Here is a 14379-nt window from a genome sequence, read left to right as displayed (position 1 = left end):
AATGGACGCTTCAACCAATTATAAAAGACTCACCCCCATACAACGTTTCCTGCAGCTACTCTCTATAGAGCGTCGGGAAATATTGTACATGTATGTATATGCCATTGCCGCGGGACTTATAAGTTTAACGCTTCCGCTTGGTATCCAGAGTATTATTGGCTTTGTGTCTAGCGGGCAAATCTCAGTATCGGTAGTTGTACTTATAAGCCTGATTATACTGGCCCTGTTAATAGTAGGCGGCCTGCAGGTAATGCAGCTATGGCTGGTTGAGTTTATTCAGCAGCGTCTGTTTGCACGCACAGCCTCGGAGTTTGCTTACCGGGTACCTCGCATTCAACCTGAGGCCCTGCTTAAATATTATCCGCCTGAGTTAATGAACCGCTTTTTTGATGTAGTCACGCTTCAAAAAGGCATTGCGAAGATTCTGGTAGACTTTTCTACAGCTGTAATCCAGATCGTGTTCGGCCTTATACTGCTGTCTTTCTACCACCCTTACTTTATCTTCTTCGGCATGATACTAATTATTGTGCTGATAGCTATAATATGGTTAACAGGCGGTAAAGGCATCGACACAAGTATAAAAGAGTCTAAATACAAGTATAAGTTGGTTGCCTGGCTAGAGGAAATGGCACGGTCCCTGAGTACCTTCAAACTGGTGGGCCACACAAACCTGCCCATGGATCGCACCAACGACTATGTGAAGAGTTACTTAAATGTGCGAAGACAGCACTTTAAGATCCTCATGACGCAGTACTACAGCTTTGTAGGCTTCAAAACCTTTATTACAGGTGGTTTACTTGTGCTAGGCTGTATACTGGTAGTGCAACAGGAAATCAATATAGGTCAGTTTGTAGCCTCTGAGATCGTTATCATCTTGATGATGACCGCAGTAGAAAAGATCATAATCAAACTAGACACTGTTTATGATGTAATGACAAGTCTTGATAAAATCGGGCAGGTAACTGACCTCCCGCTTGAAGAGGTGAAGGGCATTAAACTTAGTGATTTACCTTTGGACGGAGGATTAAGCATACAGGCAAAGAACCTCAGTTACAAGTTTATGGACACGAAAAAAGTTGCCCTAGAAAATCTCAGCTTCACCATACAACCTTCTGAACGCATTTGCCTGGCAGGTTTTAACAGCTCTGGCAAAAGCACCTTCATCAATATATTGCTCGGGCTCTTCTCTTCTTATGAGGGCAGTCTTGCTTACAATGGGATATCCATGCGCGACCTGGACACAGGAAGCCTGCGCAGCCTGATTGGTGATAATATCTCTAAAGAACAGGTGTTCGATGGCTTACTGATTGATAACATTACTCTAGGCCGCGACCTGCCGATGAAGGATATTTTATGGGCCATCGAGCTCACCGGGCTTTCCCAGTTTGTACATTCCCTGCCTGATGGATTACACGCTTACCTTACTGGCGGTAGTATGCGCCTGCCAGGCAGTGTGGCTCGTAAAATAGTAATGGCACGCAGCTTGGTGCAGCGCCCTAAGCTCCTGATCATAGACAATTACTGGGCAGGTATGGCTAAGAAAGATAAAATGGAGTTCCTGCGTCTGCTTACAGGCCCGCAGTTTGATTGGACTATGATCATTGTTTCAAATGATAGGGAGGTAATGCAGCTGTGTGACCGCACATTACTACTACAGGATGGACATCTGATAGCTTCCGGAAACTATGATGAAATAAAGCGACTGGACATATTGCAGGAATTAACTGATGTAATAAGCTAATTTATGGCTTCAGAATTAAGAGTTTTCGATAATACGGATAAACCGCACCTGGACGTTATGTCGGAGGTGCAGACGCCAAATCTTGGCCGCACCCTTACATACTGGATAGGAGGAATATTTCTGATCATGTTCCTCTCGCTGTTCCTGCCCTGGACTCAGAACATCCGCTCCAGAGGCGAACTCACAACAATTACTCCCCAGGACAGACCACAGACGGTAGAAGCAACCATTGCAGGCCGTATAGAGAGGTGGCATGTAATGGAAGGAGAGTACGTGCAGAAAGGTGACACGATTGCCAGCATATCTGAGATTAAGGAAAAGTACATGGACCCAAACCTATTGGTACGTTTAGGCGAGCAGGTTACGGCAAAACAGGGAGCAGTAGAGGCTAACCAAAACAAGGCTGAAGCCATGCAGGAGCAGATACAGGCACTACGTGAAGGCTTGGTTTTCAGCCTGCAGAAGGCACGCAACAAAGTAGAGCAAACCCGCCTTAAGCTACAAAGCGATAGTATGGATGTAGTGGCACAGCGCACCGAGTTGAAGATTGCAGAGGACCAGTTTGCGCGACAGGAGAACCTATACAAACAGGGGCTAAAATCACTAACAGAACTGGAACAGCGTCGTCTGAAACTCCAGGAGGCGCAGGCTAAGCTAGTATCGCTTATCAACAAGTATGAAGCCACACAGGCCGAATTACAGAACGCCCGCACCGAATTAAACTCGCTACAAGCTGAGTATGGCGACAAAATAGCCAAAGCGGAGGCTGAGCTAAGTGCTACCCGTTCTTATATATATGGAACACAGGCTGATGTGGCCAAGCTGCAGAGTGAATACAGCAGCACAGAGGTTAGAAGCCAATACTATCAGATTGTAGCGCCGCAGGATGGTTACGTGGTAAAAACATTAAAAGCAGGCATAGGAGAAACCATAAAAGAAGGCGAAGCCTTAGCTACCATTATGCCTGAGAATCCAAACTTAGCTGCAGAGCTCTACATAGACCCCTTGGACCTTCCACTCATTCAGCGGGGAGATCCGGTTCGTCTGGAATTTGAAGGATGGCCTACACTCGTTTTCTCAGGATGGCCGGATGTTAGCTTTGGTACGTTTGGAGGTGTGGTAGCAGTGATTGACAACACCGCCACAAATGGTAAGTACCGTATGCTGGTAGTGCCGGACCCTAACGGGAAGCCATGGCCGGATGCCTTGCGTGTTGGCTCTGGTGTGTACGGCTGGGCTATGCTGAACACGGTGCCAATTTGGTATGAGTTGTGGCGTCAGCTGAACAATTTCCCGCCAGATTATACCGACCCGAAAGGCAAAGCTGCCGCAAAAGAAGCTACTACCGCCAAAGCAGAGGAGGAAGAAAAATAATGCGCAGCCGGTATTTTATACTTTGCCTGTTTATGAGCCTCTTTGGATGGCAAGCTATGGCGCAGGACTCGGTGCAGGTACTAACACTGGAACAGTACCACAGGGTTATACTTGCCAACCACCCGGTTGCCTCGCAGGCAAGGCTCTTAACCGAACAGGCCAGGCAGGAGCTACGTATGGCCCGCGGAGCCTTTGACCCAGAAATTAGCAGTAAACTTTACCGCAAAGAGTTTAACGGCAAAGAGTACTACAACACCTGGGACAACACGCTGCGCGTACCGCTGTGGTTTGGCCCCGCTTTGAAAGCAGGATATGAGAGAAACCAGGGCCAGTACCTGAACCCAGAGAATAACACCCCTGCCAATGGGCTAAGCTATGCCGGCATAACGGTGCCGCTAGGGCAGGGATTGTTTATTGATGAACGCCGTGCCACCTTAAGGCAGGCACAACTGATGCAGGACATAGCAGAGGCTGAGCGTATAAAAATAATCAATAAACTGTTGTTGGAGGCTACGAAAGACTACTGGGACTGGCTCTTGCAATACCGCACCGTGCAGCTGTACCAGGAGGCGCTGGAACTGGCACAGTTCCGGCTAAATGCAGTAACCATAAGAGCACAGGAAGGAGATCTGGCTGCAATTGATACTGTGGAGGCTCGCATGGCTGTGCAGGACAGGCAAGTACTGTTGCAGCAGGCATTGCTGGAATACAGCAACAACCGCTTGCAGGTGGCTGTGCATCTGTGGGCCGAAAATGCAGTGCCGTTGGAGTTAACGGATGGCACTGTACCCACTCTACTAGGCAGCGAAATTGCCACGCTTTCACCAGACTCGCTGGAGCAATTGCTTCAGTTTGCACGCACTAACCACCCGGAGCTGCGAAAACTGGAGCTTAAAGGAGACCAACTGGAGATCGAACAACGCTTTGCTGCAGATAAGTTAAAACCTAAGCTTAATGTAGACTATAACATACTGCAAAGTGATTTTTACCTTGATGCGGAGGCACTGGACCAGCAGTACATGGGCAACAACTATAAGCTGGGCGTAAGCTTTAGCCTTCCGCTTTTTTTGCGGCAGGAACGGGGAAAGCTTCAGCTCACAAAAGCCAAACAACAGGCAAACGCATTTGAACTGGTACAGTCTGCGCGTACAATAGAGGCCTCTGTTCTGGCGGCATACAACGAATGGCTGGCACTGGAAAAGCAGATCAGACTGCAGGAACAGGCAGTGGCTAATGCTCTTATACTTCGCAACGGAGAGATAACACGCTTTGAAAACGGCGAAAGCTCTCTATTCCTGATCAACTCCCGGGAAGTGAAGTACCTGGAGGCGCAGGCAAAACTGAATGAGCTCCTTACCAAGTATGCCAAAGCTAAAACATACCTTTATTGGGCTGCAGGCGAGGTTCCGGTGGAGTAAGGGGGCAGTACACCCTTTGTGACAAGTATAAAAATTGCCCACTGATTTTGGCAGGGTATTAATTTAAAGTTCTAACTTTGACTTGGCATACTTTGATCAGAACATTTGCTTTGTGTCCCACATAAAGTCATCTGCCTTTCGATTGTGAGTAGCTCCCGACACTCCAGCGGCAACTTTTATTTATTACTCATACAATTACAACCCTAATGAAACAACTTTACACCCTCCTGATTGTGCTACTGATTAGCTGCACATCGGCTTTCGCACAAGACAACGCCAAAACAAAAGACATACGGGAACTGTTACGCGTAACAAAAGCAGGTGAACTTGGTCTTTCAGCCATTAAAACCAACCTGGATGCCATGCGCAAAACAAACAACACCTTACCAGCCGAAGTATGGGACGAGTTTGAAAAAGCATTTACAGTAGAAGACATTGTAAACTTAACTGTACCGGTTTACGACAAGCACTTTACGCACCAGGAGATAAAAGACCTTATTGCACTGTACAGCACGCCTCTGGGTAAAAAGCTTTTGGAGAAAACACCGCTTATCATGCAGGAGTCGATGGTAAAAGGACAGCAGTACGGACAGGAAGTAGCCATGCGCGTTATCCAGCGAATGCAGGCCGAAGGAAAACTGCCGAATAAATAAGTATAACTATTCTATAAAACAAAGGCGCCATCCCCTATACTCTTAGCGGATGGCGCTTTTGTTATTGAGCAAGCTCAGAATTACCCTTTTCTCCCAAACCACTGCTGTACGGCAGTAGCTAACTGTGCAAAGTCGCTTCCGCCGGAGCCGTAGGTATCGTAAGCAAATTTTAAGATAATACCCGATACCACCACCAGGAACAGCACCCGCACAAATCCTACGCCACGGTTCAGAGCAGTGCGTGTCCCCAACTGCGAGCCAATTATACTGCATACTGCCATTGGTATAGCCACCTCATACAGCACAAATCCTTTGTAGGCAAAGTATAGCAGTGCCGACAGGTTGGTAGCCACATTTACTACTTTAGATGCCGCCGAAGCTGCCAGAAAGTTAAAACCGAACAACCCGATAAAGATAAAGATCAGGAAGCTGCCGGTACCAGGGCCAAAAAATCCATCATAGAAACCGATAGATGCCCCTACCAGCAACCCGTATAGCCGCTCTTTTTGCTCTGTAAGCTTGGGTGCATGCAACGATCCGAAGTCTTTTTTGATGAATGTGTATACCGCCACCAGCACCAGCAGCACCAGGATAAGCGGCTTCATTAAGCTGGCATCTATGTGAGCTAGTGCCCTTGCTCCTAAAAACGAGAAAACAAAAGCCGCCCCGGCAGCCGGGAGTATGGCCAGGTAATTGATTTTAACGGTTCTGACGTAGCGCACCATAGCCGCGGTGGTGCCCGCAATTCCTGCAAACTTACCCGTACCAAACGCTACAGGCAGCGGCAGGCCGGGCAAAAATACCAGCAGGGCAGGCAGCTGTATCAGGCCTCCCCCACCCACAATTGAGTCAATAAACCCGGCCAGGAAAGCAAAGAAGCACAGGTAAAGTATAATTTCTATTTCCACAGGTAATCTAAATAAGTACAGCTACAGGCAAACAGCATAAACCATCCTGATTCTCAAGTTGCTGCCTGTGCTTTATAGTATGATCTAAAAGTAGCGCAAGATACGCTAAGTCAACATTATCTGCAGCAGGTGAAGCCATAATAATTGCAGTTTCACTACCTTCGTTGCAGATGGCACTCTTCTTGTACACCCAATGTTACATCTCAATAATCTAACCTCTTAATTAGAAGACTGTGATCAGATTACTGCTTATATATATCCTGCTTTTCGGCACAATTGCCACCCAAACCAGCTGCGATAAAGAAGTTGCAGCTGCACCTGTAGCAGAGAAAGAACTTTATATATCCTCCGAGCTTGTTACCACTGTACCTAAAAGCATGCTGCAGTCGTTGGCGGCGGCAGAGGGCTACGGCATATATGGCAGCGAGATAAAGTATGGCGTTTCGGTTTACAAGCTGCAGTACTATACTACTTACCAAGGCAAGGAGATAAAAGCCTCTGGTTTGGTTTGCGTGCCAGTAGGCATGGCAACACCTGCTCCGATTGTAAGTGCACAGCATGGCACCATCTTTAGCCACAGCGATGCACCCACTAGCTTTACAGGTTTATCCGGGTTTGAGCTTTTTGCAGCGGCAGGCTACGTAACACTTATTCCAGATTACATTGGCTTTGGAGCATCTAAACAGATTTTCCACCCATACTACGACCAAAAGCACTCTGCCCTGGCTGTGGTTGATATGATTAAGGCGAGTCGTAAATTTTATACAGAGAAAAATATCAGTACAAATGAGCAGCTGTTCCTGGTGGGATACTCGGAGGGTGGCTATGTGACGCTGGCCGCACAAAAAGAGATTGAGACAAACCCGCAACACAAGTTAAAGGTAACAGCTTCGGCAGCCGGTGCTGGTGGTTACGATTTAACGCATATGCTTTCTGGTATCACATCTGGCCAAATGTATTCTTACCCAGCTTACTTGGCATACATACTGCAGGCTTACAACCACACCAACAGCTGGAACCGGCCTTTGAACGAGCTTTTCCAGGAGCCTTATGCCAGCAAGTTGCCGCAGTTGTTTAACGGCAGCAACGGCGGCAGCGCCATTAACCGCGAACTCACCACAGATCCACAGAAGCTCTTCACTACTGCTTTCTATAACGGTTTGAAGGCATCGGATAAAGAATTGCTGCTAAAGCAGTCGTTACAGGAGAACAGCTTTAACGGCTGGGCTCCGCAAAGCCCTACCCGCCTCTATCATGGCACTGCCGACAACATTGTACCTTTCGAAAACACAAGGCTTACCTATGAGAGGTTTAAAGCCAAGGGAGCATCGAAAACAGAATTGATAAGTATAAACGGTGGCACCCACAGCACGTCTTTTGTGCCGATGCTGCAATCGTTGGTGCCTTGGATTAAATCTTTCTAGTACAAAAATTAATATTAAGCCCCGCAGTTTATCGCTGCGGGGCTTTTCATTTATGCCCACTTATATAGCATGTATCTAATGTTAAATATTTTCTAGTATATTGTAGTCGCCATCCTAACAGCTTTAGCATCATTGCTTTTACCAATTGCTCCTGTTACCACGAATGGCAACCGCTATGATTCAACAGACTAGTGAAAACCTTATGAAACCACTTATACTTCGCGCACCTCTTTTGCTCGTTTTGTTTGCCCTGCTCCTGATACAGGGGTGTAAAGACAAAGAAGATGAAGTAATACAGCCGGAAATTAAGACAGAAGAAATCATAGCCAACTCACCCTCCAGTGCACTACTGCAAGGAAACATCATAAATAAAGGCAAATACCCCATTCTAGACTATGGCTTTGTGATTAACTCTACTTCTGATGTAAGTCTTACCAGTGGCTATAAGCTATCGATGGGCAGAGATGCAGCAGTGGGCAAGTATAGCAAAGAAGCGCTAGGGCTACAGTCGTTTGTTACAAATAAGAGCAACGCCATGCTTTATGCCAAAGCTTACATTGCAAATGAAAAAGGCACTGTATTCGGGCAACTGGTATCTGTTAAGCTACCTTCTACCACTACACAGGGCATTTCGCCAAACGCCGGAAAAGCAGGCGAAATAATTACAATTACCGGCAGCTTTTATACCAGCAACCCGAATGATGTACAGGTAACCTTTGGTAACAGAACTGCCAAACAAATAGAAGTAAGCCCAAATAAAATTGTGGTAGAAGTTCCCTCTGCAATTGACTTAGGCTATTATTATGCAACCAGGCAGGTACCTGTAGTGCTAAGATTAAAAGATGAGACATTTAATGTTTCGTCTACATTTAAAGTACTCCCAACCATCACCGACTTTTCTCCTAAGTCAGGGCATGCGGGTACAATAGTTTTGATCTCCGGTGATAATTTTATCTACAATTCATATTATGGTACGGCCAGAGTATTTTTCGGGCAGAAAGAGGTAAGCACCATTACCAATGGCTCTTATGAGCTGCGGGTTACGGTGCCTACTGGTTTAACCACAGAGAAAGTACCTATATCAGTGTTGATAGACGGTGTTACCACAGTGCTGCCAGAGGAGTTTACCTTGCTGCCTCACAGTATTACATCTGTTTCTCCGGCTGCTGGCCTGCAAGGGAGCAGCTTTACAATATACGGAAGCGGATTTCCTTTAACTTATCCCTACAGCAGCTCTGTGAGTGTAACAGTCGGCGATGTTCCGGCAACTATAAGCTATGTTTCTTTCAACCAGATCAATGCTACTGTTCCGCCGGGAGCCTATATCGGCAATAACGACGTAGCCGTTACAGTTGGCACGCACACCGTTAAAGCGCAGCAGCAATACGATGTTATTGCTCCTGCTGTCACATCCTTCTCCCCTGCGTCTGCCGGACTAAGCAAAGAGATTACGATCTATGGCACCTTTCAACCGGGCAACACCTACCCTGTCTATTTTGGTACGGTTGCGGCTAACTCGCATGTTGCCACGGCTACTTATATTAAAGTGATGGTGCCTCTTAACGCTCCGGTAGGCCCAACCCAACTTGCAGTGCAGTTTGGCAACCAACGCGTGTATACTTCCGAAGACTTTACCGTTTTAGAACCGAAGATCACCTCTTTTACGCCAGGCATCGGGCCAGCCGGCACAACAGTAACATTAAACGTGGCAAACTTTACACCTTATTACTATACAGCGGCCAGATTTGGCTCTGCAGCGGCACAGGTAGTAAGTTACTCCGGTTCTACCATGGTGGTAAAGGTGCCAAGCGGTATTGTGGGCACCGTTAAAATAAGTGTGTTACACAGTGGCAGAACTATAACCAGCACCGAGGACTTTGTTGTAACTGAGTAGAGCTGAAGTATACTTTTAGCCTTTGCTATACCGTGTACTGGGTTTAGGATATATGTTACATTCTGCCGCCTACCACCACGCGTTCTTTAAACTCGCTTTTCTCGCCATTCAGCCCAAACATTTCAATGTATAGGATGTACGTGCCGATATTGGCTTTAGAGCCGTCTTGTCGCAATCCGTCCCACCTAAAAAAGCCGTTTGTTGCCATCAGTTCGTTTCGCACAAGCTTTCGAACCTCCCGCCCCTGCGCATCAAAAACCGTGATGTTAGCCACTAATCCTGCATTATCAATGCTGTAGTTGATCGTGGTAAAATCTTCGAAGCCGTCGCCATCCGGAGAGAAAACCTTAGGCTCTATTTTAAACAGCTGCTGCGCCTGTACCTCCGCCTGCGATTGTGAGTTTCGGTAGCCCGGTGTGGCAAAAACAGTAGTAGCTGCGGAATGGAAATTACTGGCTATACTTTGCCCCTGCAGCCTTATGCGCTCCAGCGATACGCCATTCTTATCATCAAGCAAATCAAAATGCATATCATCGGTGTAGCTAAACCTGTCGGCGGTGCGGTTATCGGGTTGCAGCACCACAACAGTACCGGCAGCATCGGGATAGCTGGGCAGGCTGCTCATGCGCAGGAAGGCCTGCTCGCGGGCAGCAGGGTAATTGCTTTTGATGTTTTCGGGGTTGGAGGTAAGCACCACGTATTGTCCCGGTGCCAGCACATAGTTGGCCATAGTTATATTTCTGATGTTGCTGATGGTATCGCCGGAGGTGTTAGCCAGTTTCGAGTCCTTTAGGTTGATGAATTTGTCGCTACGGTTCACCAGCTCCACAAAGTCTACTCCGTTTGGCCGTGGGTTAAAGAGTATTTCATTTATCACCACATCGCCGGGTGCAGGCGCTGATGGCAAGGCAAAAGTTACTGCAAGTAGCTGGCTGCTGAGGTTGCCGGAGCAATCGGTTATACTTTTGGCAGTGAGGGTATACAATTGCCGCTCCTGCAGTGGTGCACTAAGTATAAGTATAACATCTGTAAAAAGTGGCCCCTGCACCTGTACACTAGCTATACTTATACTTGGGCTGATGCTGTAGTTGGCTATGCTTGCTGCCTGTGTGCTGTCGAGCCGTTCGTTGAAGCGGAGCAGTATTCTGTCCGGAGCAATAGCTGTGGCATCTACAATAGCAGGCGGCGTGTTATCTGGGTTAGAGGCTGCTACAGAGTTAGCCTGAGCCGGTGTGCCACCACGAGGGTCAACAGAGGCTGTCCAGTTTTCGATGCCCGCACAGGAATTTGTTACGTCAATCATCTCCAGGCTCCAGCCGCCATCTTTTTTGCTGCTGTTTTTGTACCAGGTATCGGAGTAATTTACCGCGTAAATCAGCCTGCCGTTAGGTTGCAGCAGTTGCAGCAATTCACCGCTGTTATTAAGGCTCGGGAAGTTGCTGATACCGATCACTTTGCCATACTTTGTAAAGTTAGCTACCTGTGTATTAGGCACTACCACAGCATACTCTCCCGGCTGCAGCTGCACGTTTGGCAAAGTGGTAGTGGAGGTGGCATCGGAGTAGCGGATACCTTGTAGCGTAAGCACCTTATCTCTTGTGGCATTGAAAAACTCAATGTATTCCTGCGCAGGCAAACCAACCACTGGCGTTTCGTCGGCCATTATTTCAGTGATGATGAGCTCGTTGTAACCCGGAAGTACAGCCGGAGGAGTAAAACTGAAGCTGCGCTCAATAGGGCTGCTCAGGCTGTTACCATACAGGTCCTGCAGGTTGGCTATACTTAGCGTATTGCTCCCAAAACTGAAGTTCTGGCTAAATACCAGCCTTACCGTTCCGGCTTCAGTTAGTTCTGCTATCGTGGGTTTTGTACTTCCGTTTAAAGTATAATTGGCAACGTTCTCTGCCTGCGGCTGCAACAGTGGCTCATTAAACTGAAGTATCAATTCCTGAAGAGTTAAAGTTTGTAGCTCCTCCAGCACAGGCTCCTTGCTGTCGGTAATGCCAAAATCATCGAAGTAAAAATTCTTACTATTAGCCGAAGTATACTTTACCAGCACCCCAAAGTATAAAGAGCGCTTGTAGGTGGCATCAGTAACCATACCTTGGCCGCTGTAGCTCTGTCCTGTACCAGTTATATCTATACTTAGCTCCCACTCATAGTTTATACTTCGTGTTACCCGGACACGCACTATGTTGTTACTCGTGGCAACTGTTCCATCCTGCCCGTTGATGATCATAACTGCAGTTTTACCGGCATCTTTCCGATACAGGCTCACTTCATCTGCCGTATTACCGATCCGCACAAAATAGCCGTTCGTACTGCTGCTGTTAAGGTCTGCATTATCGGCAATCAGCCATACATCTGTGTAATTGGTAGAGGAGGTAGCCAGTTTCAGATTTGCCCAAAACTCCCAGGTGGTGCCAACTACTGCCTGCGAGGGTGTAACCAGTTGCAGCGTGGTGCCGGTTACAGCGGGGCCATTGCTTTGCAATTGGTTCTGTGCATTAACTATGAAACTGGTAATATCACCTGCCCAGGTGGGGCTTTGAGTGAAATTACCATCGGAGAAACTTTCCTGTAGCTGGCAGTGTGCCCACATTGGAACTAGCAGGAACAGAAAGAGTAAAGTTTGCTTCATAGGCTGAAATTGTAGTAAAAACTTACTTAATTTGCACCCGCGTGAGGGAAAGCCGGCACGCTGAATGTATAAGGCACTCAAAGGTTTGGATAACGATATGAGGTCTTATGAACGCAACTGCTTTTGTAGTTTGAGAACTTTTACGAGAGGCTGGGGCGTTAGTTAAGGAAGTTTGGGAGTTAGAGAATTATTGGGTTAGTACTTTTATAGGGATAGGTCGCGACCTGTCCGAATCGTACACCCACCAACTAACAATCAACGATTCTACAGTTAAGCTTTAAACAAATTAATTATATACCCTGAATGAAAGTAGCAGTAGTAGGCGCCACAGGATTGGTTGGCGGTGAAATTTTGAAAGTACTGGCGGAGCGCGACTTCCCGGTAACGGAATTATTGTTGGTTGCTTCTGAGAGATCTGTTGGTAAACAGATGGAGTTTAAGGGTAAACAGATAAAGGTTATCGGGATGCAGGACGCGATTGCGGCTGCCCCGCAAATTGCCATTTTCTCTGCTGGTGGCAGCACCTCTACCGAGTGGGCTCCTAGGTTTGCCGAAGCAGGCATAGTTGTAGTAGATAACTCTTCGGCGTGGCGCATGGACCCAACCAAAAAACTGGTAGTACCGGAGATCAATGCCAGAGAACTGACCAAAGAAGATAAAATTATTGCTAACCCGAACTGCTCTACCATACAAATGGTGGTGGCCCTAAACAAGCTGCACGAAGAGCTGAAGGCGAAGCGCATTGTAGTTAGCACCTACCAGTCGGTAACAGGCACTGGCGTAAAGGCTGTGGAGCAGCTAATGAATGAGCGTGCCGGCAAAGAGGGCGAGAAAGCGTACCCATACCCGATCGACCTGAACGTACTCCCACACATCGACGTGTTCCAGGACAACGGCTATACCAAAGAAGAGATGAAGATGATCCTCGAAACAAAGAAGATCATGGGTGATGATTCTATCCGTGTTACAGCTACAGCGGTGCGTATTCCGGTAATGGGTGGCCACTCAGAGTCTGTGAACGTGGAGTTTGAGAAAGACTTTACCCTTGACGAGGTGTACCGTATACTGAACGAAACGGAAGGTGTGAAGGTAGTAGATGACGTGAAGAACCTGCAGTACCCGATGCCGAAGGATGCCCATGGCAAAGACGAAGTACTTGTAGGCCGCGTACGTTTAGACGAAACGCAACCAAGAACCCTGAATATGTGGATTGTGGCAGATAACCTACGTAAAGGTGCTGCTACTAATGCTGTGCAGATTGCAGAGTACCTAGTGAAGCATGACTTGGTGTAGGTTTTTGCAACACACGTAGCACGACAAAGTATAAATAACATTTGTTATTCCGGACTTGCCAGTCTGAAAGCTAGCTGACGGGGACTTCTTAGTCCCCGTTTTTGTTTAACAATGGTATACGAACCACGAGAATCCGCAGCAGATTGGTTTATAATGTTTAATTTATATATTTAGGTTTTATAAGCACTAAACAAAAACAAACTTATGGAATTAGTAACACCCGGAATTGGATTGATATTTTGGCAAACGTTAACATTATCTGTAATCCTTTTATTCTTGATAGCATGGGTAATGATACTAGTTACAAACAGACTCGATGCTACTCATAAAATACTCTGGTTAATAGGAACGATGTTTCTGCCTTTTATAGGGCCTGTGATCTTTTTTATTAAGTATTCATCCTTTAAAAAGCCTGCCACAACTTTAAAATAAGTATTCCTATTTTAGGTACATGTCGCAATAGTTAAAAGACTATGGCCATTCATTACATCCACACCAACAGGCTCATACTTATCCCCTTCACCCTAGAAGTTACGAAAGCATTGATAGCCGGAGACGCAAGTATACTTCCAAAGCTCGGCCTGCAGCTTACACCTTTCTGGCCCGACCAGGAAGCCATCGACACCTTTCCTAAGATCATTAAAAACCTGGAACTGGTAAAGGCGCCTACTGGCTTTGAGTCGTATATGGTGGTGCATCGGGATAGTATGACTGTAATTGGCGATGCCGGCTTTAAAGGTTTGCCTAATGCTGATGGAGAAGTGGATATTGGATATGCTATAATAGAACAGGCGCAAAACAGAGGCTATGGTTTAGAAGCTGCCCAAGGCCTGATAAATTGGGCATTTCAGCAGCCAAACGTAAAAGTAATTACAGCAAGGTGTTTACTGGATAATGCACCATCTGCCAGAGTACTCGTTAAATTAGGGATGCAGCAGGTTAGTGCCACGGAAGAGTTTATCCGCTGGAAACTGTCTAACCCAAATTTAGAGCCAAGTATAAGCAGCTAAAAAAAACAGAAAAGCCGGCTAAA

Annotated in this window: 10 protein-coding genes; 8 read left to right on the top strand and 2 right to left on the bottom strand. The window is 46.8% G+C overall.

Translation table 11 applies throughout. The features are described 5' to 3' along the window. Window position 1: 1 nt before the first annotated feature. The 4 genes from H8S84_RS08320 (at window position 2) to H8S84_RS08305 (ending at window position 5186) form a co-directional block, all read left to right on the top strand. Window positions 2-1741, top strand: a complete 1740-nt coding sequence (locus tag H8S84_RS08320; RefSeq protein ID WP_222621617.1) for a peptidase domain-containing ABC transporter — start codon at window positions 2-4, stop codon at window positions 1739-1741. Between the two features lie 3 nt (window positions 1742-1744). Next, window positions 1745-3115, top strand: a complete 1371-nt coding sequence (locus H8S84_RS08315) for an HlyD family secretion protein (protein WP_187066866.1) — start codon at window positions 1745-1747, stop codon at window positions 3113-3115. Further along, on the top strand, window positions 3115-4533 hold the full coding sequence (locus tag H8S84_RS08310) for a TolC family protein (protein ID WP_187066865.1): 1419 nt from the start codon (window positions 3115-3117) through the stop codon (window positions 4531-4533). The genes H8S84_RS08315 and H8S84_RS08310 overlap by 1 nt, the downstream gene beginning before the upstream one ends. A 206-nt stretch (window positions 4534-4739) precedes the next feature. Then, window positions 4740-5186 carry a DUF2059 domain-containing protein gene (locus H8S84_RS08305; protein ID WP_187066864.1) on the top strand — a complete coding sequence of 149 codons (447 nt, stop codon included), beginning with the start codon at window positions 4740-4742 and terminating at the stop codon, window positions 5184-5186. Between the two features lie 80 nt (window positions 5187-5266). Here the strand turns inward: H8S84_RS08305 and H8S84_RS08300 are convergent, their stop codons facing one another. Next, a complete protein-coding gene (locus tag H8S84_RS08300; RefSeq protein ID WP_317175434.1) occupies window positions 5267-6094 on the bottom strand; it encodes a sulfite exporter TauE/SafE family protein in 828 nt (275 codons plus the stop codon). A 233-nt stretch (window positions 6095-6327) separates the two neighbouring features. On the opposite strand from H8S84_RS08300, the gene H8S84_RS08295 reads away from it, so the two are divergent. Both H8S84_RS08295 and H8S84_RS08290 read left to right on the top strand, forming a co-directional pair. Then, window positions 6328-7518, top strand: coding sequence for a lipase family protein (locus H8S84_RS08295; protein WP_317175433.1), 1191 nt, complete (start codon window positions 6328-6330; stop codon window positions 7516-7518). Window positions 7519-7720: 202 nt separating this feature from the next. Continuing rightward, window positions 7721-9412: an IPT/TIG domain-containing protein gene (locus H8S84_RS08290; protein WP_187066863.1), complete on the top strand. Its 1692-nt coding sequence runs from the start codon at window positions 7721-7723 to the stop codon at window positions 9410-9412. 55 nt (window positions 9413-9467) lie between these two features. On the opposite strand, the gene H8S84_RS08285 is transcribed toward H8S84_RS08290, so the two are convergent. Next, entirely contained in the window at window positions 9468-12053 is a 2586-nt protein-coding gene (locus tag H8S84_RS08285) for a lamin tail domain-containing protein (protein ID WP_187066862.1), read from the bottom strand. A gap of 303 nt (window positions 12054-12356) precedes the next feature. On the opposite strand from H8S84_RS08285, the gene H8S84_RS08280 reads away from it, so the two are divergent. Together H8S84_RS08280 and H8S84_RS08275 are read left to right on the top strand one after the other, a co-directional pair. After that, entirely contained in the window at window positions 12357-13346 is a 990-nt protein-coding gene (locus H8S84_RS08280; RefSeq protein WP_187066861.1) for an aspartate-semialdehyde dehydrogenase, read from the top strand. Window positions 13347-13819: 473 nt separating this feature from the next. Then, entirely contained in the window at window positions 13820-14356 is a 537-nt protein-coding gene (locus tag H8S84_RS08275; protein ID WP_187066860.1) for a GNAT family N-acetyltransferase, read from the top strand. The last annotated feature ends 23 nt before the right edge of the window (window positions 14357-14379 follow it).

The sequence above is a fragment of the Pontibacter cellulosilyticus genome (genome assembly GCF_014306105.1).
In the GTDB taxonomy this organism is placed as follows: Bacteria; Bacteroidota; Bacteroidia; order Cytophagales; family Hymenobacteraceae; genus Pontibacter; species Pontibacter cellulosilyticus.
This window is presented reverse-complemented; position numbering and strand designations above follow the sequence as displayed.

What these genes read in the sequence shown, in the direction of transcription:
- H8S84_RS08320 (WP_222621617.1), top strand. Translation starts at nt 2, where the DNA reads ATGGACGCTTCAACCAATTATAAAAGACTCACCCCCATACAACGTTTC.
- H8S84_RS08275 (WP_187066860.1), top strand. Translation starts at nt 13,820, where the DNA reads ATGGCCATTCATTACATCCACACCAACAGGCTCATACTTATCCCCTTC.
- H8S84_RS08290 (WP_187066863.1), top strand. Translation starts at nt 7,721, where the DNA reads ATGAAACCACTTATACTTCGCGCACCTCTTTTGCTCGTTTTGTTTGCC.
- H8S84_RS08280 (WP_187066861.1), top strand. Translation starts at nt 12,357, where the DNA reads ATGAAAGTAGCAGTAGTAGGCGCCACAGGATTGGTTGGCGGTGAAATT.
- H8S84_RS08285 (WP_187066862.1), bottom strand. Translation starts at nt 12,053, where the DNA reads ATGAAGCAAACTTTACTCTTTCTGTTCCTGCTAGTTCCAATGTGGGCA.
- H8S84_RS08315 (WP_187066866.1), top strand. Translation starts at nt 1,745, where the DNA reads ATGGCTTCAGAATTAAGAGTTTTCGATAATACGGATAAACCGCACCTG.
- H8S84_RS08310 (WP_187066865.1), top strand. Translation starts at nt 3,115, where the DNA reads ATGCGCAGCCGGTATTTTATACTTTGCCTGTTTATGAGCCTCTTTGGA.
- H8S84_RS08305 (WP_187066864.1), top strand. Translation starts at nt 4,740, where the DNA reads ATGAAACAACTTTACACCCTCCTGATTGTGCTACTGATTAGCTGCACA.